This is a genomic window from Streptomyces johnsoniae (assembly GCF_031845565.1).
In the GTDB taxonomy this organism is placed as follows: Bacteria; Actinomycetota; Actinomycetes; order Streptomycetales; family Streptomycetaceae; genus Streptomyces; species Streptomyces johnsoniae.
Window position 1 is genome coordinate 116997 of record NZ_JAVREV010000001.1, and the last position, 20221, is coordinate 137217.

Annotated in this window: 21 protein-coding genes and 1 pseudogene; 5 read left to right on the forward strand and 17 right to left on the reverse strand. The window is 72.7% G+C overall.

The window, feature by feature from the left end; genetic code table 11:
* The first annotated feature begins 102 nt into the window (after nt 1–102).
* From RM779_RS00480 to RM779_RS00500, 5 genes are all read left to right on the forward strand, one after another.
* Nucleotides 103–489 carry a YraN family protein gene (locus RM779_RS00480; protein ID WP_311614584.1) on the forward strand — a complete coding sequence of 129 codons (387 nt, stop codon included), beginning with the start codon at nt 103–105 and terminating at the stop codon, nt 487–489.
* Nucleotides 489–2099, forward strand: coding sequence for a YifB family Mg chelatase-like AAA ATPase (locus RM779_RS00485; protein ID WP_311614586.1), 1611 nt, complete (start codon nt 489–491; stop codon nt 2097–2099). The genes RM779_RS00480 and RM779_RS00485 overlap by 1 nt, the downstream gene beginning before the upstream one ends.
* Nucleotides 2096–3262, forward strand: coding sequence for a DNA-processing protein DprA (gene dprA, locus RM779_RS00490; protein WP_311614588.1), 1167 nt, complete (start codon nt 2096–2098; stop codon nt 3260–3262). The genes RM779_RS00485 and dprA overlap by 4 nt, the downstream gene beginning before the upstream one ends.
* Nucleotides 3263–3416: 154 nt before the next feature.
* Nucleotides 3417–4259 (forward strand): RNA polymerase sigma factor WhiG, encoded by an 843-nt coding sequence (whiG, locus tag RM779_RS00495; RefSeq protein ID WP_077058586.1) that lies wholly within the window; start codon nt 3417–3419, stop codon nt 4257–4259.
* Nucleotides 4260–4329: 70 nt separating this feature from the next.
* Nucleotides 4330–4968, forward strand: coding sequence for a TetR/AcrR family transcriptional regulator (locus tag RM779_RS00500; protein WP_311615440.1), 639 nt, complete (start codon nt 4330–4332; stop codon nt 4966–4968).
* A gap of 84 nt (nt 4969–5052) precedes the next feature.
* On the opposite strand, the pseudogene RM779_RS00505 reads toward RM779_RS00500, so the two are convergent.
* The 17 genes and pseudogenes from RM779_RS00505 to RM779_RS00585 form a co-directional block, all read right to left on the reverse strand.
* A pseudogene (locus tag RM779_RS00505) lies at nt 5053–5442 on the reverse strand (peptidoglycan DD-metalloendopeptidase family protein); the annotation flags it as partial.
* Nucleotides 5443–5550: 108 nt separating this feature from the next.
* Nucleotides 5551–5889, reverse strand: coding sequence for a DUF2469 domain-containing protein (locus RM779_RS00510; protein ID WP_077058588.1), 339 nt, complete (start codon nt 5887–5889; stop codon nt 5551–5553).
* A gap of 29 nt (nt 5890–5918) precedes the next feature.
* A complete protein-coding gene (lepB, locus tag RM779_RS00515) occupies nt 5919–6665 on the reverse strand; it encodes a signal peptidase I (RefSeq protein ID WP_311614591.1) in 747 nt (248 codons plus the stop codon).
* A 58-nt stretch (nt 6666–6723) separates the two neighbouring features.
* Nucleotides 6724–7668: a signal peptidase I gene (gene lepB / locus RM779_RS00520; protein WP_311614593.1), complete on the reverse strand. Its 945-nt coding sequence runs from the start codon at nt 7666–7668 to the stop codon at nt 6724–6726.
* Nucleotides 7574–8794 (reverse strand): signal peptidase I, encoded by a 1221-nt coding sequence (gene lepB, locus RM779_RS00525; protein WP_311614595.1) that lies wholly within the window; start codon nt 8792–8794, stop codon nt 7574–7576. Before lepB (RM779_RS00525) ends, lepB (RM779_RS00520) begins: the two co-directional genes overlap by 95 nt.
* Complete coding sequence (gene lepB, locus RM779_RS00530) at nt 8787–9488, reverse strand: signal peptidase I (RefSeq protein ID WP_311614596.1); 702 nt, start codon at nt 9486–9488, stop codon at nt 8787–8789. Before lepB (RM779_RS00530) ends, lepB (RM779_RS00525) begins: the two co-directional genes overlap by 8 nt.
* 30 nt (nt 9489–9518) lie before the next feature.
* Complete coding sequence (rplS, locus tag RM779_RS00535; RefSeq protein ID WP_077058591.1) at nt 9519–9866, reverse strand: 50S ribosomal protein L19; 348 nt, start codon at nt 9864–9866, stop codon at nt 9519–9521.
* Nucleotides 9867–10006: 140 nt separating this feature from the next.
* On the reverse strand, nt 10007–10828 hold the full coding sequence (gene trmD, locus RM779_RS00540) for a tRNA (guanosine(37)-N1)-methyltransferase TrmD (RefSeq protein WP_311614598.1): 822 nt from the start codon (nt 10826–10828) through the stop codon (nt 10007–10009).
* On the reverse strand, nt 10825–11346 hold the full coding sequence (rimM, locus tag RM779_RS00545) for a ribosome maturation factor RimM (protein ID WP_311614600.1): 522 nt from the start codon (nt 11344–11346) through the stop codon (nt 10825–10827). The genes trmD and rimM overlap by 4 nt, the downstream gene beginning before the upstream one ends.
* Nucleotides 11347–11426: 80 nt before the next feature.
* Complete coding sequence (locus RM779_RS00550; protein WP_077058594.1) at nt 11427–11666, reverse strand: RNA-binding protein; 240 nt, start codon at nt 11664–11666, stop codon at nt 11427–11429.
* Between the two features lies 1 nt (nt 11667).
* Nucleotides 11668–12108 (reverse strand): 30S ribosomal protein S16, encoded by a 441-nt coding sequence (rpsP, locus tag RM779_RS00555; protein WP_311614604.1) that lies wholly within the window; start codon nt 12106–12108, stop codon nt 11668–11670.
* 149 nt (nt 12109–12257) lie between these two features.
* Nucleotides 12258–12863, reverse strand: coding sequence for a hypothetical protein (locus RM779_RS00560; RefSeq protein ID WP_311614606.1), 606 nt, complete (start codon nt 12861–12863; stop codon nt 12258–12260).
* Nucleotides 12864–12987: 124 nt separating this feature from the next.
* The gene (proS, locus tag RM779_RS00565; RefSeq protein WP_311614608.1) at nt 12988–14403 is read right to left on the reverse strand and encodes a proline--tRNA ligase; all 1416 of its coding nucleotides are present in this window, start codon (nt 14401–14403) and stop codon (nt 12988–12990) included.
* A 43-nt stretch (nt 14404–14446) separates the two neighbouring features.
* Nucleotides 14447–15970, reverse strand: coding sequence for a signal recognition particle protein (ffh, locus tag RM779_RS00570; protein ID WP_311614610.1), 1524 nt, complete (start codon nt 15968–15970; stop codon nt 14447–14449).
* 75 nt (nt 15971–16045) lie between these two features.
* Entirely contained in the window at nt 16046–18592 is a 2547-nt protein-coding gene (locus tag RM779_RS00575; RefSeq protein ID WP_311614611.1) for a [protein-PII] uridylyltransferase, read from the reverse strand.
* 24 nt (nt 18593–18616) lie between these two features.
* Entirely contained in the window at nt 18617–18955 is a 339-nt protein-coding gene (locus RM779_RS00580; protein WP_077058600.1) for a P-II family nitrogen regulator, read from the reverse strand.
* Nucleotides 18952–20220, reverse strand: a complete 1269-nt coding sequence (locus RM779_RS00585; RefSeq protein WP_311614612.1) for an ammonium transporter — start codon at nt 20218–20220, stop codon at nt 18952–18954. Before RM779_RS00585 ends, RM779_RS00580 begins: the two co-directional genes overlap by 4 nt.
* Nucleotide 20221 lies beyond the last annotated feature (1 nt).

Below are 20221 nucleotides of genomic sequence, written 5' to 3' on the forward strand. Positions count from 1 at the left end.
TCCCTCGAAGGGGTGAGGAAGTTATCCACAACGGCAGAGTTATCCACCAAGATCCACTTGTTGGGCGCGACTTCGTCACAGTCGGTGACGGAGGTGAGGCGGATGAATCAGCGAGGAGCACTCGGCCGCTTCGGAGAGGACGTGGCCGTACGGCGGCTGCGCGACGCGGGCATGACCGTCCTTGAGCGGAACTGGCGATGTCGCGCCGGGGAGATCGACATCGTGGCGCAGGACCGCACCGCCGGCGGCAGGGCCGTGGTCGTCTGCGAGGTGAAGACCAGGCGCGGCGGCCGGTTCCAGCACCCGATGGCGGCGCTCACGCCCGACAAGGCGGAGCGGCTGCGCCGCCTCGCGCAGTGGTGGCTGTGCGAGCGCTGGCTCACGGTGTTCGACCAGCCGCCGCCCGGCGGACTGCGCATCGACCTGATCGGGGTGCTGCTGCCCGCCCGCGGGGCGCCGCTGGTCGAGCACGCGCGGGGGGTGGCGTGATGGCGTTCGCCCGCACCTGCGCGGTCGCCCTGGTCGGCGTCGAGGGCGTGGTCGTCGAGGTCCAGGCCGATCTGGAGCCCGGGGTCGCCGCGTTCTCCCTGGTCGGCCTCGCCGACAAGTCGCTGAGCGAGAGCAGGGACCGGGTCAGGGCCGCGGTGATCAATTCGGGTGCGCCCTGGCCGCAGAAGAAGTTGACGGTGGGCCTCAGCCCGGCGGCGGTGCCCAAGTGCGGCAGCGGGTTCGACCTCGCGGTCGCGTGCAGCGTGCTGGCCGCCGCCGAGCGGATCGATCCGCGGGTGATCGCGGACGTCATGATGATCGGCGAGCTGGCGCTCGACGGCCGGGTCCGACCGGTGCGCGGGGTGCTGCCCGCCGTGCTCACCGCGGCGGACGCCGGGTACCGGCAGGTGGTGGTGCCCGAGCAGGCGGCGGGCGAGGCCGCCCTCGTGCCGGACGTCGCGGTCCTCGGGGTGCGCAGTCTCCGCCAGTTGATCGCGGTGCTCGCCGACGAGCCGGTGCCGGAGGAGCCCGCGCCCGAGGAGCTGGGCCCGCACGCCACGGCGCCGGGCGCCGGCTGGGGGCACCCGCCGTCCGGCCACCTCTCTGGGCCGCCGGCCGGCGAGGCACCGCCGGACATGGCGGAGGTCTCCGGCCAGCGCGTGGCCCGCCGCGCCCTGGAGGTGGCGGCCGCCGGCCGGCACCACCTCCTGCTCAAGGGGGCGCCTGGCGCGGGGAAGACGATGCTCGCGGAGCGGCTGCCCGGGCTCCTGCCGCCCCTGACCCGGCAGGAGTCCCTGGAAGTCACCGCCGTGCACTCGGTGGGCGGCTCGCTGCCGCCGGGCCGCCCGCTGGTGGACCGCCCGCCGTACTGCGCGCCGCACCACTCGGCGTCGATGGCGGCCCTCGTCGGCGGCGGCAGCGGCCTGCCCCGCCCGGGCGCGATGTCCCTCGCCCACCACGGGGTCCTCTTCCTCGACGAGGCGGCCGAGATGAGCGGACAGGTCCTCGACGCCCTGCGGCAGCCCCTTGAGTCGGGGCAGGTGGTGGTGGCCAGGGCGGCCGGTACGGTCCGGATGCCCGCGCGGGTCCTCCTCGTCCTCGCCACCAATCCGTGCCCCTGCGGCAGACACGGTTCGCCCGGCGGGGACTGCGAGTGCCTGCCGAGCGTCGTCAGGCGCTACCGGGCGCGGCTCTCGGGGCCGTTGCTCGACCGCGTCGACCTGCGGGTCCCGGTGGACCCGGTGAGCCGGGCCGAGTTGGTCGCGGCCGGGGGCGGCGAGTCGACCGCGGTGGTGGCCGAGCGCGTGCACGCGGCCCGCGAGCGGGCCCGGGTCCGGTACGCCGACGCGGGCTGGCGCACCAACGGCGAGGTGCCGGGGCACGAGTTGCGCACCCGCTGGGTGCCGCAGCCGGGCGCGCTGGCCAGGGCGGAGCAGGATCTGGACCGCGGTTTGCTCACCGCCAGGGGTCTTGACCGGGTGCTGCGCGTGGCGTGGACGGTGGCCGATCTCGCGGGACGCGGGCGGCCGACCGCTCAGGATGTCGACGCCGCGCTGGAGCTGCGGACCGGCGTGCGCCGCGGCGCGGGTGTCGCCGGCAGCCTGCCGTGAGCGGGCCCGACGCGGAGACCAGGCTGGCCAGGGCGGCGCTCGCGCGGGTCGCCGAGCCGGGCGACGAGCTGGTGGGGCGGTGGCTGGCCGAGCTGGGGCCGGTGGGGACGTGGCGAGCCCTGCGGGACGGCGGGCCCCGGCCGGTGCGGGCGCCGGCCGACCGGTGGGACGGGCTCCGGCTGCGCGCCCGGCACGCCCGCCCCGAGGCGGATCTGGCCCGGATCACGGATCTCGGCGGGCGCTTCCTGTGTCCCGGTGACCGGGAGTGGCCCAGTCAGCTGGACGATCTGGGCGCCGCGCGGCCGGTGGGCCTGTGGGTGCGGGGTCCGTGCTCGCTGCGGTTCGTCGCACTGCGCTCCGTCGCGCTGGTGGGCGCGCGGGCCTGCACGGACTACGGGGCGCACGTGGCGGCCGAGTTGGCCACCGCGCTGGCGGAGCGGGGCTGGACGGTGGTCTCCGGCGCGGCATACGGCGTGGACGGGGCGGCGCACCGGGGCGCGCTCGCGGTCGGCGGCTCGACGGTGGCGGTGCTGGCGTGCGGGGTCGACGTCAGCTACCCGGCCACGCACCGCGAGCTGCTCGGCCGTATCGCGGAGCGCGGGCTGCTGGTGGCCGAGCTGGCCCCCGGCGACCATCCGACCCGCGGGCGCTTCATCCAGCGGAACCGGGTGATCGCCGCGCTGACCAGGGGCACGGTGGTGGTGGAGGCGGCCCGGCGCAGCGGCTCGCTGATCACCGCGCGACACGCGCGGCGGCTCGGCAGGCATCTGATGGCCGTGCCGGGCCCGGTGACCTCCGGTCTCTCCGCCGGGGCCCATCGGCTGATCCGGTCGGAGGCGACGCTCGTCCGCGATGCGGCCGACATCGTCGAGCTGGCGGGGGACATGGGCGAGCTGGCCGCCGAGGAGGCCGGTCCCGCCGTGCCGCGGGATCTTCTGGCGCCACGGACCGGGCAGGTGCTCGACGCGCTGCCCGCCTCCGGGCCCGCCACGGCGGAGGAGGTGGCCCGGGGCGCCTGCACCAGCCCGCAGGCGGCGGAGGCGAGGCTGCGGGAGTTGAGCTGCCTCGGCTTCGTCGAACGCGTGGCCGATCGCTGGCAGTTGTGCCGGGGCGATCCCCGACACGCGGACGAGGGCGACGCCCGCGCAGGCGTCGGCGCATAACACCACGGTGCGCCCAGCGGAACGTATCTGCGCATGCCGACGGCGCCGCCGCGTGCACAAAGCAACCCTTCAGTCACGCTACGCTCACAGGGTTTTCGCCGCCCTCGACCAGCACCCCCCGCACGCACACCCGAAGAACGGCTCAAGACGACGCATGCCACAGCACTCCCTGGGGCCCAAGCACGCGGCTCCGGCAGCGCCGGCCGCGGCGGACCGCGCCACAACCGCCGCCGCCCCCACCGCGCTCGCCGAGCTGTGGCGCTCCTACAAGGCCACCGGCGACGAACGGCTGCGGGAGCAGCTGATCCTGCACTACAGCCCGCTGGTCAAGTACGTGGCCGGCCGGGTCAGCGTGGGGCTGCCGCCCAATGTGGAGCAGGCCGACTTCGTCTCCTCGGGAGTGTTCGGACTCATCGACGCCATCGAAAAGTTCGACCCGGAGCGCTCCATCAAGTTCGAGACGTACGCCATCACCCGCATTCGCGGCGCCATGATCGACGAGCTGCGGGCGCTCGACTGGATTCCGCGGTCGGTGCGGCAGAAGGCCCGCGCGATCGAGCGTGCCTACGCCACCCTGGAGGCGTCCTTGCGACGCACCCCCTCCGAGCCCGAGGTGGCCGCGGAGATGGGCGTCACCCTTGATGAACTGCACACGGTCTTCGGACAGTTGTCCCTGGCAAACGTGGTGGCCCTGGAGGAGCTGCTGCACGCCGGCTCCGAGGGCGGCGACCGGCTGAGCCTGATGGACACGCTGGAGGACACCGCCGCGGACAATCCGGTGGAGGTGGCGGAGGACCGCGAGCTGCGGCGGCTGCTGGCCCGCGCCGTCAACACGCTGCCCGAGCGCGAGAAGACCGTGGTGACCCTCTACTACTACGAGGGACTCACGCTCGCGGAGATCGGCGAGGTGCTCGGCGTCACGGAGAGCCGGGTGAGCCAGATCCACACCAAGTCCGTGCTCCAGCTGCGCGCCAAGCTCGCGGACGTCAACGGCTGACGACGAGGGGGCCGATCCCGGGGCGGCCACGCTCTAGAGTGAAAAGGTGCCCAGAATCCGAGCGGCCACGGTGGCCGAGCACCGCAAGATGCAGCGCGCCGCCCTGCTGGACGCGGCCAGGTCACTGCTGTCGGAGGGCGGCGTGGAGGCACTGACCTTCCCCGCCCTGGCCCGGCGCACCGGCCTGGCCCGGTCCTCGGTCTATGAGTACTTCCCCTCCAGGGCGGCCCTGGTCGAGGAGCTGTGCACGGCCGATCTGCCGCTCTGGGCCGCGGAGATCGAGGCCGCGATGGAAGCGGCCGACGGCCCGCGCGCCAAGGTGGCGGCGTATGTCACCCACCAACTGGCCCTGGCCTCCGACGGGCGCCACCGGGCCGTCATGGCGATCGCCGCGGCCGACCGGGATGCCACGGCGCGGGCCGGCATCCCGCCGGACGCCGCCTGGGCAAGGATCAGGGCCGCGCACGGCGGCCTGCTCGACATGGTCGTCGGGGTCATGGCCGAGCTGGGACATCCCGAGCCGCGGGTGGCGGCGGCGCTCCTCCAGGGCGTCGTGGACGCGGCCGTCCGCTGCGCGGCGTCCCCCGCCGCCCCGCCTGCGGACCACGTCGCCGCGAGCGCGCTGCGCATCGCCCTCGACGGAGTCGCCGGCGGCCTCCTCCGGGAGCGGGACGCCGTCGACGGGCAGCAGCCGGGAGGGGCCCCGTAGCAGCTCCCGCGGCAGCAGGGAGAGCGGATCGAGATAGGTCTCGTCCCGCAGCAGCCCCCAGTGCAGGCAGGGCGCCGCGCAGTGGAACGGGCCCGCGGCCAGCGTGCCGACGGGCGAGCCTGGCGCGACCGAAGCCCCCACCGCGACCGAGGCCCGCACCGGCTCGTACGTGGTCCGCAGCCCGGAGGGCGCGCCCGACCGGTCCGTCAGCTCGATGGTGAGCACCCCGCGCCCGGCGACCTGCCCGGCGAACACCACCGTCCCCGCGGCTGCCGCCCGCACCATCGCCCCGGGCACGGTGATCAGGTCGACCCCGCGGTGCCCGGCCGACCACGGCTTCGGCGGGGGCTCCCAGAACCGGCCGACGAGCGGGCGCGCGGCCCCGCCGGTGCCGGGCACCGGCCAGACCCCCGAGGGCTGGGTCGCCGGAACAGTGAGCAGGATCACGGAGAGCAAAGCGGTCACTACCGTCATACCGCCAGCCTGCCGTGCCGCGGGCCCCCGCGGGGACCGGAGATGAAATCTGTGGACAAGTCAGGCTCTGGGGATAACTTCGCCCCCCAATCGGGTGAGGGCGCTCGCTCAGGCGTTCCGCTCGCCGCCACCGAAGCCGGAGTCCTCCGGCAGGTCGAGTTCGCTGCGGTTCAGCTCCTCGATGTTCACGTCCTTGAACGTCAGCACCCGCACCTGCTTGACGAAACGAGCCGGTCTGTACATGTCCCAGACCCAGGCGTCAGCCATGGAGACCTCGAAGAACACCTCGCCCTGCACGGAGTGGACCTGCATCTCGTAGTCGTTCGTGAGGTAGAAGCGGCGCTCCGTCTCGATCACATACGTGAATAGCCCGACCACGTCCCGGTACTCCCGGTAGAGCTTGAGCTCCATCTCGGTCTCGTACTTTTCGAGGTCTTCGGCACTCATGGCGTGATCCCCTTCAGCCGTGCGTCCCCTCATTGTGCGTCACCCGGGACATCCGCACGCCGTGGCGGTCGGTTCCTTCCCGCCCGGCGGGCCAGTGGCGCGTACGCGGCACCCGCGAGGATCAGCACCGCACCGGCGCTGATGGCATAGAACAGCGGCCGCAGCGGCCCGGCACCGGAGATCCCGCCCTCAAGCCCCTCGAAGCCGCCCGGCCTCGGCAGCAGGCCGAAACGATCCAGCGGCCACACCGTCGCCTCGACGCGAGCCGAGACGGCGTCGAGAGGAACCGTTCCGGCACTGGTCTCGGACAGCAGGCTGCGGGAGTCGAGCGAATCCGCCCGGTCGTCGCCGAGCAGGAACAGCTCCCCCTCCGGCACCTCGGCCTCGAAACCGCTCGGCGCGGCGCCGTACTCCTCGTCCAGGTACCGCTCGTCGACCGGCTCGCCGTCCACCGTGAGGCGTCCGCGCTCGTCACAGCAGGCGACCGTGTCGCCACCGATCCCGACCACGCGCTTGATCATCAAGGACTCGCCGAACGAGGTGTCGCGGAACACCACGACGTCGCCCCGCCGCACGTCACCGCCGTCGATCCGCTGCGCCAGCACCCGGTCCCCCGAGGTCACCGACGGCGCCATGGAGCTGGTCGGCACCGTGTAGGGCTGGTACAGCACGGCGGCCAGGACGAACCCGCCGAGCAACAGCACACACCCGACGGCCACGGCGGCCCCGGAAAGCGCTCGCCCCAGCCGCCCCCGGCGACGCACCACTCCGCCCATGTGGGTCCCCTCCCGATCGGCTTCAGGAGGCGACCCTATCCAGCGGCAGGGTGGCAGGTCAGCCCTTTGCCCCGGTGCCCTCGTCCCGGTCGGCCGCGGGAGCGGCCGTGGCGACCGCGGCATCGGCCTCGGCCACCGCCCTGTCGAGCAGCCTGCGCCGGCGCCACAGCACCAGCGGCAGCGCCCCGGCCACGCCGAGCGCCGCCGGCGACACAGCCGCCGCGGCACCGGCCACCGAGTCGTAGCCGTCGGGCACGGGCAGCGTGCTCCAGCGGGTCACGGGCCAGGCGATGACGATGGCCCGGCCGACCACGTCGTCCACGGGCACGGTGCCACCCGACAGATTCTGGTGGAAGCGCGAGTCGAGCGAATCCTGTCGGTGGTCGCCCATCACCCACAGCTCACCGTCGGGAATCGTGATCGGCCCGAAGGGCCGGTCCCCGCACGGGGTGTTCCCCGGGTAGAGGTAGTCGCTCTCGTCCAGCGCCTCGCCGTTGACGGTGACCTGGCCGTTCTCCTCGCAGGCCACCTCGTCGCCGCCCACCGCGATCACACGCTTGATCAGGTCCTGGTCCTCCGCGGAGGGCATCAGCCCGATGAAGCTCAGCGCTTCCTGCACGGCGGAGCCGACGCCGCCGCCCGAGGACGGGCTCTCGCCCAGCCAGCCGCCCGGATCGTGGAACACCACGACCTCGCCGCGCTCCGGCTCCGCGCCGAACCAGGGGGTGAGCTTGTCCACCAGCACGCGGTCGCCCTGCTGGAGCGTGTTCTGCATGGAGTTGGACGGGATGGAGAACGCCTGCACCAGGAACGTCTTGATCAGCAGCGCCAGAACGATGGCGATGCCGATGAGGATCGGCAGCTCCTTCCAGAAGGAACGCTGCTTCGCCGCGCGCCTGCGGCGCTGCCTAGGGCTCTCCGCGGTCTCGTTCGCGGCCGCTCCGGCGCCCGCGGAGCCGTCCGCGGAGCCGTCCGCGGAGGCGTTCGCGGAGCCGTCCGGCACACCGGGGGGATCGTCGCCGGACGCCGCGCCATCCGGATGCTGCGGGCGGTTCTCCGGGTCGTCGTCCGAGCCGGATCGCGCATCCACCGCTACATCCCCCACATTCGCTCCTCACGCTCCGCTCCGGCCCGCCCGGCTTCCGCAGCAGGCCCACTACTCCCATAACGAGCGGGAGTTCCGCAGGGATCGGGAGCCGCGCTATTTGATTGTCGGTACGGACAGCATTGTCGCCGCCCGTGACACGCGCGTCGACCGCGCCCGCGCCGGGGGCGGGCACGTCCGCGAACGCCTCCGTGCCGCCGAGACGCTGCCAGTGCCCGAAGGGCCATGCGATCACGACGGCCCGGCCCACGACCAAGTCCACCGGTACGGTACCTTGTCCCTCCTCGTCCAGGTGATACCGGGAGTCGGCCGAATTCGACCGGTGATCGCCCATCACGAACACCCGACCGTCGGGAACGGTCACCTCGAACTCGATCTGCGAAGGCGGGTTCCCGGGGTACAGGTACGGTTCGTCCAGCGGAGTCCCGTTCACCGTGATCCGGCCGTCCGCGTCGCAGCACACCACCGTGTCGCCGCCGACGCCGATGACCCGCTTGATCAGGTCCTGGTCGTCGTCGCTCGGCAGCAGGCCGATCCAGGTCAGCGCCGCCTGGACGTGCCGGATGCCGAACGGGCCCTCGTCCTCGTCGGTGTCGCCGGCCTGCTCGGTCTCCAGCCAGCCGCCCGGGTCGGTGAAGACGACCACGTCGCCCCGGGACGGCTCCCAGCCGAACCACGGCGTGAGCTTGTCCACCAGGACCCGGTCGTCCACGCGAATCGTTTCCTCCATCGACCCGGAGGGAATCACGAACGCCTGGACCAGGAAGGTCTTGAGCACCAGCGCGATCAGCAGCGCGGTGCCGATGAGTATGGGAATCTCCCGGGTGGCCCGCAGCCGTCTGCGGCGCCTGATGCGCCTGGCGGCCCGCCGCCGGTCCGCGCGCCCCTCGCCGGGGCCGCGCAGCGTGGGTCTCGGCTCCTCGCCCGCTGGCTGCTCCGCACCCGCGGGGTATGCGCCGTCCCCGGCGCCCTCGGGCCCGCCGTTCCGACGGCGACCGTCCCGAGGCTTTCCGCGCTCACCCATGATCCGACCGCAACCAGCCCCAGCGGTCCACCGGCCAGCCGATCAGCACCACCCGGCCGATCACCTTGTCGACGGGGACGGTGCCGCCCCCCGGGGAGCCGAGGTACTCCCTGGAGTCCGCCGAATCAGAACGGTGGTCGCCCATTACCCACAACCGTCCCTCGGGCACTTGGATATCAAACCTGACATGCGAAGGCTTGTCCCCCGGATACAGATAGGGCTCGTTCAGCGGCTCGCCGTTGACCTCGATCCGCCCCTGGCTGTCGCAGCACCGCACGCGGTCCCCACCGATCCCGATGACGCGCTTCACGTAGTCGGTCTCCGAGCCTCGGGACAGCCCGATCGCCGCGCCGGCGCCGCGCAGCAGACCGCCGAGCAGACCCGGGTCCGACTCCTCCGCGACGAAGGAGCCCGTGCCGTCGAACACGATGACGTCCCCGCGCTGCACCTCCCCGCCGAAGCGGTAGGCCAGCTTGTTGACCATGACGCGGTCGCCGACCTGGAGCGTGCCCTCCATCGAGCCGCTGGGGATCAGGAACGGCTGCATCACGAAGGAGCTGGTGAGCACCGTCAGCACCACCGTGCTCAGCGCCACCACCACCCACAGACGCACCGAACGCGACCACCGCCGCCATACCCAGACGGGTCTGGCAGGGCGGTCGCGCTCCGGGGGGCGTGCGTCGGAATCGGTCACGCCGCGATGGTAACCGGCGGCGCGGGCCGGTCAGTTCTCCCGCTTCTCCTTGATCTTCGCGGCCTTGCCACGCAGGTTGCGCAGGTAGTAGAGCTTGGCGCGGCGCACCGCGCCGCGGGTCACGAGCTCGATCTTCTCCACGACGGGAGTGTGCACGGGGAACGTGCGCTCCACGCCGACGCCGAAGCTGACCTTGCGCACCGTGAAGGTCTCCCGGACCCCGGAGCCCTGGCGGCGGATGACCACGCCCTTGAACTGCTGCACACGGGACCGGTTGCCCTCGATGACGCGCACGTGGACGTTCACGGTGTCACCGGGGCGGAAGGCCGGGACGTCGTCCCGCAGGGAAGCGGAGTCGACACTGTCCAGGAGGTTCATGGCTTGCTGCTCTCCTCGCCGATGCCACAGGTCATCAGCGGAAATGATCGTGATGGTGGAAAGGGAACGGCCCGGCCGCGTCGGCGGCGTCGGTCCCCCTGTGGCAGGGTCGCGCGCCGGATACGGAAAGGGCCAGCGGCCTATTGTTCCACGTCCGCCGACGCGCGCCCAAATCGGCCGTCCGCACCCGGTCGCCAGCCGAGCTCGGCCAGCGTGGCGCGGTCGTGCTTGTCGAACGCGGCCGGGTCGCCGCCCTCGATCAGGTCGGGGCGGGTGCCGCTGGTGCGGCGCAGCGCCTCGTCGCGGCGCCAGCGCGCGATCCTTCCGTGGTGCCCGCTGACCAGCACCTCGGGCACGCTCCGGCCGCGCCACTCGGGGGGCTTGGTGTAGACCGGCCCCTCCAGCAGCCCGGCCATCGGGCCGGGCGCGAAGGAGTCGTCGCGGTGCGATTCGGCGTTGCCGAGCACGCCCGGCAGCAGCCGTGCGATCGCCTCGACCATCACGAGCACCGGGGCCTCGCCGCCGGCGAGCACGTAGTCCCCGATGGACAGCTCGCGCACGTCGAATCGCTCGCCGTAGTCGTCCACGACCCGCCGGTCGATGCCCTCGTAGCGGGCCGGGGTGAAGATCAGCCAGGGCTTGGCCGCCAGCTCGTGGGCCACCTCCTGCGTGAACGCCCGGCCGCTGGGCGTGGGCACGACGAGCACCGGCGGCTCCTGCGCGCCGGACGGTCCCGAGCCGAGCACGGAGTCCAGCGCCTCGCCCCACGGCTCCGGCTTCATCACCATGCCGGGACCGCCGCCGTAGGGGGTGTCGTCGACGGTGTGGTGCCGGTCGCGGGTCCACCCGCGCAGGTCGTGCACCCGCACGTCCAGCAGCCCGGCGGCGCGCGCCTTGCCGACGAGCGAGACGCCCAGCGGCTCCAGGTACTCGGGGAAGATGGTGACGACGTCCAGCCTCACGTCTCGTCACCCCCGTCGAGCAGCCCCGGCGGCGGATTCACCACCGCGCGCCCGGCGTCGAGGTCGATATCGGGAACGATCTCCGAGACGAACGGGATCAGCGCCTCCCCGCCCCCGGTGCGCGCCACGATCAGCAGGTCCTGGCCCGGCAGGTGGGCGACTTCCGCGATGCTGCCGAGCGCCGTGCCGTCCGCGGTGACCACGTCGAGGCCGACCAGCTGGTGGTCGTAGAACTCCTCCGGGTCGTCGGGCAGCTCCGCCGGGTCCACCTCGGCGATCAGCAGCGTGTTCCGCAGGGCCTCGGCGGCCGTGCGGTCGTGCACGCCCGCGAAGCGCAGCAGCAGCCGACCGCTGTGCACGCGGCCGGACTCGATGGTCAGGGGGCCGGTCCCGGCGGGGTCGGTCGCCAGCTCGGCACCGGGGGCGAGCCGCAGCTCCGGCTCGTCGGTGCGGACCTCGACGGTGACTTCGCCCTTGATGCCGTGGGCGCGGCCGATGCGCGCGACGACGACTTGCACTGTATGTCCGTTCTCAGGAGGCACCGAGGGCCGGAGCGGCAACCGCCGCTCCGGCCCTGGGTGCGATGCCGATGGCGCCGTCAGCGGACCTCGTCCGCGTCGACGAGGTCGACGCGGACGCCCTTGCCGCCGAGTGCGCCCACGACCGTGCGCAACGAGCGCGCGGTACGGCCATTGCGGCCGATCACCTTGCCGAGGTCGTCGGGGTGAACCCGGACCTCGAGGACTCGCCCGCGGCGCAGGGTACGCGAGGCGACCTGGACCTCATCGGGATTGTCGACGATGCCCTTCACCAGGTGCTCCAGGGCCTCTTCGAGCATTTCAGCCCTCGGTCGACTCTGCCGGGGCCGCGGCGGCCTCGGCGTCGGCCTTCTTCTCGCCCTTCTTCGCCTTCGGAGTGATGGCCTCACCCCGGGGCTCACCGCCGGACTCCTTGGCCGCGGCCTCGAAAAGGACGCGCTTGTCCGGCTTCGGCTCGGCGACCTTCATCGGCGGCGGGGCGGGCAGACCCTTGAACTTCTGCCAGTCACCGGTGACCTTCAGGATGGCCATGACCGGCTCGGTCGGCTGCGCGCCGACGCCCAGCCAGTACTGGACGCGGTCGGAGTCGACCTCGATGCGGGAGGGGTTCTGCACCGGGTGGTACAGGCCCAGCTCCTCGATGGCACGGCCGTCCCTGCGGGTACGCGAGTCGGCGACGACGATGCGGTAGTGCGGCGAACGGATCTTGCCCAGTCGCTTCAGCTTGATCTTGACTGCCACGGGTGTGGTGTCTCCTGCGTGTTGACGTGGTGGACCGCCGGGGCGGCCGCGTGGGGTTGCGGCGCCGGGGGTCCGATGGACGCGTCAGCCGGAGGAGAGAGGGGTCCTGTACGACTGCCGAGTTCAACGGCCCATTCTGCCATAGCCCGTCAGGCGGAAGCCGCCACGGTCAGGGCCTCGGCGATCTGGAAGGGCTTCTTGCACGCACCGCATACGATCGGGGCCTGCGCCAGGACGGACGGTACGACGCGGACATTCCGCCCGCACTCGCACACCGCCTTGACGCGCACCCCGCCACCGGAGGAACCGTGCCGGGCCGCGGGCCCGCGGAAGCTCCGCTTCGTGTCCGTGGCGTTGGCCACCACGTGCGCCTTCAGCGCCCGTTGCAGCCGCTCGGCCGTGGGCCGGTAGCGCCGTCTGGTCTCGGCGTTCATCGTGACCAGCGAGAAGCCGCTGCTCGGATGCGGGTCGTCGGTGTGGTCGAGGCCGAGCTCCTCCGCGATCGCGAGGAAGCGGCGGTTGTGGTAGCGGCCGGCGCGGGAGGTGTCCCTGACCCCCCGGGCAGCGGCGATACCGTGCACGGCCTCGTGCAGCAGCCGTTCGAAGGAGAGCTCGGAGCCGCAGGCGGACGAGGACTCTCCGATCAGTGATTCGGGCGTCGCCAGGTCAGGCAGCTCCGGATGGTGCCGTTGAATGTCGGCCCACGCGTGCGCCAGCTCGGCGGCGAGAACTGGAACTGGTTGTGTCGTGCTCACGTCGTAGCTAACGAGCGAGCACCCCGAGGTGTTCCGATTCCGGGGCAAGTCCACGAATTTGCACCTACTGGTCAGTTCGCCGTCAATGCGGCCCCGCGAAACGGGGCGAAGAGCCCGCGAAAGCTCAGTAGGCGCGGCCTACGACGGCGATCGTGCCCGGGGCGTCATCCGACTCGGGCACGGAGCCGTCCTCGGCCACGAGGCAGCGCACGGACACCGCGTCCTGCGCGAGCCTGGCCTCCCCCTCGGCGCCCAGATCGGCCCACGGAATGCGCGCCCAGCCCCCGGCCGCGGCCACCTCCACCGCCTCCCGCACCGTGCGCACCTCCGCGGTACGCGCCTCGCGGCGCTCCCGCGACTGCCGCAGCAGCAGCGCCTGGTCCTCCTCCAGCAGGCCGGGCAGCAGCCCGGGCAGCGCGTCGATCGCGACGGGCGCCTTCCCGCCAGGGACGCGGCGCGCCAGCATCGCGGTGCCCGCGGCCAGGTCCCGCGGCCCGACCTCGACCCGGACCGGCACGCCCTTCAGCTCCCAGTCCACGGCGCGGCGGCCGAACGGGGTGTCGGTCCGGTCGTCGACCTCGGTCCTGACGCCTGCCGCGGTGAGCGCGGCGCCGATCTCGCGGACCTTGGCGAGCACGGCCTCGTCGTCCTTGATCGCCAGGACGACGGCCTGCACCGGGGCGAGTCGGGGCGGAACGCGCAGCCCGTTGTCGTCGCCGTGGGACATGATCAGGCCGCCGACCATGCGCGTCGAGGAGCCCCAGGAGGTCTGCCAGACCAGCTCACGGCCGCCGTCCGCGGCGAGGTAGCGGGTGTCGAAGGCGCGGGCGAAATTCTGGCCCAGCTCGTGGCTGGTGCCCATCTGGAGCGCCTTGCCGTCACTCATCATCGCTTCGAGCGTGAGGGTGTTGATGGCTCCGGCGAAGCGCTCGGCAGGCGACTTGCGGCCGAGGACCACGTCGATGGCCAGGGTGTTGACCATGAAGTCGCCGTAGACGTCCCGGTGAATGCGGGCGGCGTAGTCGCGGGCGTCCTCGGCGGTCGCGTGCGCGGTGTGCCCCTCCTGCCACAGGAACTCCGTGGTGCGCAGGAACACGCGGGGCCGCATCTCCCACCGGACCACGTTGGCCCACTGGTTGATCAGCAGCGGCAGGTCGCGGTAGCTCTGCACCCACTTGGCGAAGTACTCGTTGATGATCGTTTCCGAGGTGGGGCGGACGACCACGGGCTCGTCGAGCTGCTTGCCGCCGCCGTGCGTGACGACGGCCAGCTCGGGTGCGAAGCCCTCGACGTGCTCGGCCTCCCTGGCCAGGTAGGACTGCGGGATGAACAGCGGGAAGTAGGCGTTGCGGGCGCCGGCCGCCTTGATCCGCGCGTCCATCTCCAGCTGCATCCGCTCCCAGATCCCGTACCCGTAGGGCCGGATGACCATCGTGCCGCGGACCGGACCGTTGTCGGCGAGCTCCGCCTTGGCGATGACGTCCTGGTACCAGCGCGGGAAGTCGTCCGCCTGGGGAGTGAGCACGGGAGCCTTGGTCATGGCGGGAATGGTACGGCTCCCGGCTCCTCAAACGTGAATTGGGTTACTTCGGCGGCAGCATGTCCCTGAACTCCTGGGGCAGTTCGAAGTCGGCCGGGTCCGCGCCCGCACCCTCGCCGCGCTGCGCGGCGGCCTGCTCGTCGGCCTGGCGCTTCATCGGGTTGCCCGAACGCCGCGCGCCCTTGCCCTTCTTCTGCGGCTTGGACTTGCGCTTGCCGCCGCCACCCATGCCGGGCATGCCCGGCATCCCCGGCATGCCGCCGCCCTGCGCCATCTTCGACATCATCTTCCTGGCCTCGAAGAAGCGCTCGACGAGCCCCTTGACCGCGCTGACGTCGACTCCGGAGCCGCGGGCGATGCGGACCCGCCGCGAACCGTTGATGATCTTGGGGTCGGCGCGCTCGCCGGGCGTCATCGACTTGATGATGGCGGCGGTGCGGTCGACCTCGCGCTCGTCGAGATTATTGATCTGCTCGCGCATCTGCCCCATGCCCGGCATCATCCCGAGCAGCTTGGAGATGGAGCCCATCTTGCGGACCTGCTCCATCTGCGCCAGGAAGTCCTCAAGCGTGAACTCCTTGGGGCCCTTGGCCAGCTTGCTGGCCAGCTTCTCGGCCTCCTGCTGGCTGAACGTGCGCTCGGCCTGCTCGATCAGCGTGAGCACGTCGCCCATACCGAGGATGCGGGACGCCATGCGGTCCGGGTGGAACGCGTCGAAGTCGTCCAGCTTCTCGCCGTTGGAGGCGAACATGATCTGGCGGCCGGTGACCTGCGCGATGGACAGGGCCGCACCGCCGCGGGCGTCGCCGTCGAGCTTGGAGAGCACCACGCCGTCGAAGCCGACGCCGTCGCGGAACGCCTCCGCCGTGCTGACCGCGTCCTGGCCGATCATCGCGTCCACGACGAACAGCACCTCGTCGGGGCTGACCGCGTCCCTGATGTCGGCGGCCTGCCGCATCATCTCCTCGTCGATGCCGAGCCGTCCGGCGGTGTCGACGACGACGACGTCGTACTGCTTGTCCCTGGCGTAGGACAGGGAGTCCTCCGCCACCTTGACCGGGTCGCCCACCCCGTTGCCCGGCTCGGGCGCGAAGACCGCCACCCCGGCCTGCTCCGCGACGACGGCGAGCTGATTCACCGCGTTCGGCCGCTGAAGGTCACAGGCGACCAGCAGCGGGGTGTGGCCCTCCGCCTTCAGCCAGCGGCCGAGCTTGCCGGCCAGCGTCGTCTTGCCCGCGCCCTGGAGACCCGCGAGCATCACCACGGTCGGCGGGGTCTTGGCGAACCGCAGCCGCCTCGTCTCGCCGCCGAGGATGGCGACGAGCTCCTCGTTGACGATCTTGACGATCTGCTGCGACGGGTTGAGCGCCCGGGACACCTCGGCGCCCTGGGCCCGCTCCTTGATCTGCTTGATGAACGCGCGCACCACGGGCAGCGCGACGTCCGCCTCCAGCAGGGCGATGCGGATCTCCCGCGTCGTGGCATCGATGTCCGCCTCGCTCAGACGGCCTTTGCCCCTGAGGTTCTTGAACGTTGCCGCAAGGCGGTCGGAGAGAGTGTCGAACACGGCGCTGGCGGTTCCTTACACATCGGCGGACGGGTCGGCGGTGCCCTCCAGCGTATCCGCCCGCCGACGATGCGGTCAGCCCGCGGGCGCACGGGTCTGGTCGGCCAGCGCGTCCTGAAGGGTGCGCGCGAGGCCGGCGGCCTCCTCCGGGGGCAGCGGCTCGCCGGCCGGCCGCGTCACGTAGAACGCGTCGACCGCGTTCGCCCCCAGCGTGCTGACGTGCGCGCTGCGCACGACGACCCCGGCGGCGTCCAGGGCGTGGCCGATGCGGTACAGCAGCCCGGGGGCGTCCTGGGCCCGCACCTCGATGACCGTGGCGACCCGGGAGCCGAGGGGCGCGACGGTGACCCGCGCCGGCGGGGCCAGGGGCATCCTGCGCCGCGGCCTGCGGTAGGCGGCCTCCCGTTCCGCGAGCCGGGCGGCGATGTCGAGGGACCCGTCCAGGGCGCGGATCAGGTCGGCGCGCAGCCGTTCCGCCTGCGGCAGCGAGCCGTACTCCGCGGCCACGCGCCAGTCGAGCAGCAGCACCGGGCCCTGCCCCGCGGGGTCGACGATGCTCAGCTCGGCGGAACGCACGGTCAGCCGGTGCAGCGCGAGCACCCCGGCGACCGCGGGCAGCACGCCCGGCCGTTCCGGAACGGCGACGACCAGTTCGACGCCGACGGGCTCCGGCTCCGGGGTCTCGCCGGTCTCCCCGGTCTCCCCGGTCTCCGAGGTGACCTTGTCCGCGCCGTCCCGCCCGTCCCGCGCGGGACGTACCTCGGCGCGCGGGTGCAGGGCGAGGACAGGGCCGCCGGTCCGGAACGCCTCGACGGCCAGCCGTTCGCCTGCCACCGTCGCTCCCGACGGCGCGGCCGGGGCGGGCGCGCCGCCGTCCTGGAGGCGGGCGGCGACACGTTTGACCAGGTCGGCGAGCAGCGAGGCGCGCCAGCTCGACCAGGCGGCCGGGCCGGTGGCCAGGGCGTCCGCCTCGGTGAGGGCGTGCAGCAGCTCCAGGGTCGACTGGCTGCCGACGGCCTCGGCGACGAGTTCGACGGTGGCGGGGTCGTCCAGGTCGCGGCGGGTGGCCGTCTCGATGAGCAGCAGATGGTTCCTGACGAGCGCGGCGAGCACGTCGGCGTCGGCGGGGCCGAAGCCGATCCTGGCCGCCATGTCCCGGGCGATGGTCTCGCCCGCGACGCTGTGGTCCCCTGGCCAGCCCTTGCCGATGTCGTGCAGCAGCGCGGCGACCAGAAGCAGGTCGGGCCGGCCGACCCGGCGGGTGAGGGCGGCGGCGCGGACGGCGGTCTCGACCAGGTGGCGGTCCACGGTCCAGCGGTGCACCGGGTTGCGCTGGGGGCGGCAGCGGACCCGTTCCCAGTCGGGCAGCAGCCGCGTGATCAGCCCGGCCGCCTCCAGCGCCTCCCAGACGGGAACGGTGTCGGGCCCGGCGCCGAGCAGGGTGATGAACTGCTCGCGCGCCTCGGCGGGCCAGGGCACCGGCAGCGCGGCCTCGGCGGCGGCGAGCGCGTGGGCCGCGGGCATGGCGAGCGGCAGACCCGCCTGGGCCGCCGCGGCGGCGGCGCGCAGCGGCAGCACCGGGTCGCGGCCGGCGCGCGCGGTGCGGGCGAGCACGACCTCACCGTCCTGCTCCACGACACCGTCGGCCAGCGGGGTGCGTTCCTCCGCCGCGGGTCCGCGTCTGGCGGTGCGGGAGGCGAGCAGGCCGCGCAGGCGGCGGCGTGCGGAACGGGAGCGCAGCACGCGGCCGACCTCGCGCCAGGTGACGTCGGAGGCGTAGGAGATGGTGCGGGCCGCCTCGTAGACCTGCCGCAGGAGGGTGTCGGCGTCCAGGACGCCGAGGGCGCGGGCGACCTGGTCCTGATCCTCGAGGGCGAGCCGGTCGGTGGCCCGGCCGGTGGTGAGGTGGAGGGCGTCGCGCACGTCGAGCAGGGTGTTGCGGGCGGCTTCGAGACCCTGGCGCGGGGCGTCGGCGACCCACGAGGCGGCGACGGCGCGCAGCGCGGTGGCGTCGCGGAGGCCGCCTCTCGCCTCCTTGAGGTCGGGTTCGAGGAGGAAGGGCAGTTCGCCGTGGCGGCGGGCCCGTTCGCGGCCCAGTTCGTGCAGTTCGGGAAGGCGGGCGGGGGCCTGGCTGCGCCACCGGGCGAGCAGGGCGGTGCGCAGCTCGGCGGTGAGGGCGGCGTCGCCCGCGACGTGGCGGGCGTCGAGCAGGCCGAGGTGGACCTTCAGGTCGGCGGCTGCGGTCTCGTGGGTCTCGGCGAGGGTGCGCACGGAGTGGTCGAGGGCGATGCCGAGGTCCCAGACCGGGTACCACAGCCGGTCGGCGAGGGCGGCGATCGCGGCGCGGGGCGCGGTCCCGTCGTGCAGCAGCAGCAGGTCGAGGTCGCTGCGGGGGGACAGCTCGCCGCGGCCGTAGCCGCCGACGGCGAGCAGGGCGACGCGGCCGGGGCGGGGGCCCGCGCCCAGCAGGTCGGCGAGCCACTGGTCGGTGAGCCTGGCGAGCCCGGCGCGGCGCGGCGGCCCGGGCTGCGCCTCCTGGGTCAGGAGGTGCAGCCGGGCCGCCGCGTAGCCACCGCTGGGGCCCGCCTGGTCGCCGGTGGCGGATGTCGTGTCCGACGTCATGCGGTCCCCAACTCCTGGTGCGGTCTAAAGGGCATCGGGGCCGCGTTCGCCGGTACGGACCCGCACGGCCGTGTCGACGGGCAGGCTCCACACCTTGCCGTCACCGATCTTGCCCGTGCGCGCGGCCTTGACCACGACGTCGACGAGCTGTTCCGCGTCGGAGTCCTCGACCAGGATCTCGATGCGGATCTTGGGCACGAGGTCGACGGTGTACTCGGCGCCGCGGTAGACCTCGGTGTGGCCGCGCTGGCGGCCGTAGCCGCTGGCCTCGGTGACCGTCAGGCCCTGCACCCCGAACGCCTGAAGGGCGTCCTTGACCTCGTCGAGCCGGTGCGGCTTGATCACCGCGGTGATGAGCTTCATGCGTCCACCTTCTTCTCACCGGCCGCCACGTCGGCGGTCTCGGGAACGCTGCTGACGGGCACCGAACCGGTCCCGGACTGACTGAAGTCGTACCCGGTCTCCGCGTGGTACGCCAGGTCGAGACCGGCGACCTCTTCCTCCTCGGAGGAACGGAATCCGACGGTGCGCTGGATCAGCTGGGCCAGGATGTAGGTGACGACGAACGAGTAGGCCAGCACGGAGAAGGCGCCCAGGGCCTGCTTGCCGAACTGCTCGACGCCGCCGAGGCCGTCGGTGGCGAGGAAGCCGACCAGCAGGGTGCCGACGAGGCCGCCGACGAGGTGGACGCCGACGACGTCGAGGGAGTCGTCGTAGCCGAGCTTGAACTTGAAGCTGACGGCCCAGGCGCAGACCGCGCCGGAGACGACGCCGATGAGGATGGCGCCCATCGGGTTGACGTGCGCTCCGGAGGGCGTGATGGCGACGAGGCCGGCGATGGCGCCGGAGGCGGCGCCCAGCGTGGTGAACGCGCCGTGGCGGACGCGCTCGTAGATCAGCCAGCCGAGGATCGCGGCGGCGGTGGCGACCTGGGTGTTCAGCGCCATCAGGGCGGCGGTGCCGTTGGGCGAGAGCGCGGAGCCGGCGTTGAAGCCGAACCAGCCGAACCACAGCAGGGCGGCGCCGAGCAGGACCATCGGCAGGTTGTGCGGGCGCATCGGCTCCTTCTTGAAGCCGACCCGTTTGCCGATCACCAGGACGGCCGCGAGTGCACCGGCTCCCGCGTTGATGTGGACGGCCGTTCCGCCGGCGAAGTCGATGACCTCCTGCTCGAAGAGCCAGCCGTCGGCGGCCCAGACCCAGTGGGCGACCGGGAAGTAGACCACGGTGATCCACAGCGCGATGAACAGGGCCCAGCTGCTGAACTTCACCCGGTCGGCCAGCGCACCGCTCATCAGGGCTGGGGTGATCACGGCGAACATCAGCTGGAACACGGCGAAGGCCAGCATGTCGCTGTTCTCCGCGGTGATGTCCTGGAAGCCGAGGAAGTCGAGGTTGCCGATGAGGCCGCCGTCATCGGCGTCCGAATAGTTGCTGCCGAAGGCGAGGGTGAATCCGTAGAGCACCCACAGCACGCTGGAGATGCCGAGCGCGATGAACGACATCATCAGCATGTTGAGGGCGCTCTTGACCCGGACCATGCCGCCGTAGAAGAAGGCCAGCCCGGGGGTCATCAGCATGACCAAGGCGGCACAGATCACTACAAAAGCGATATCCGCTGCTTCCAAC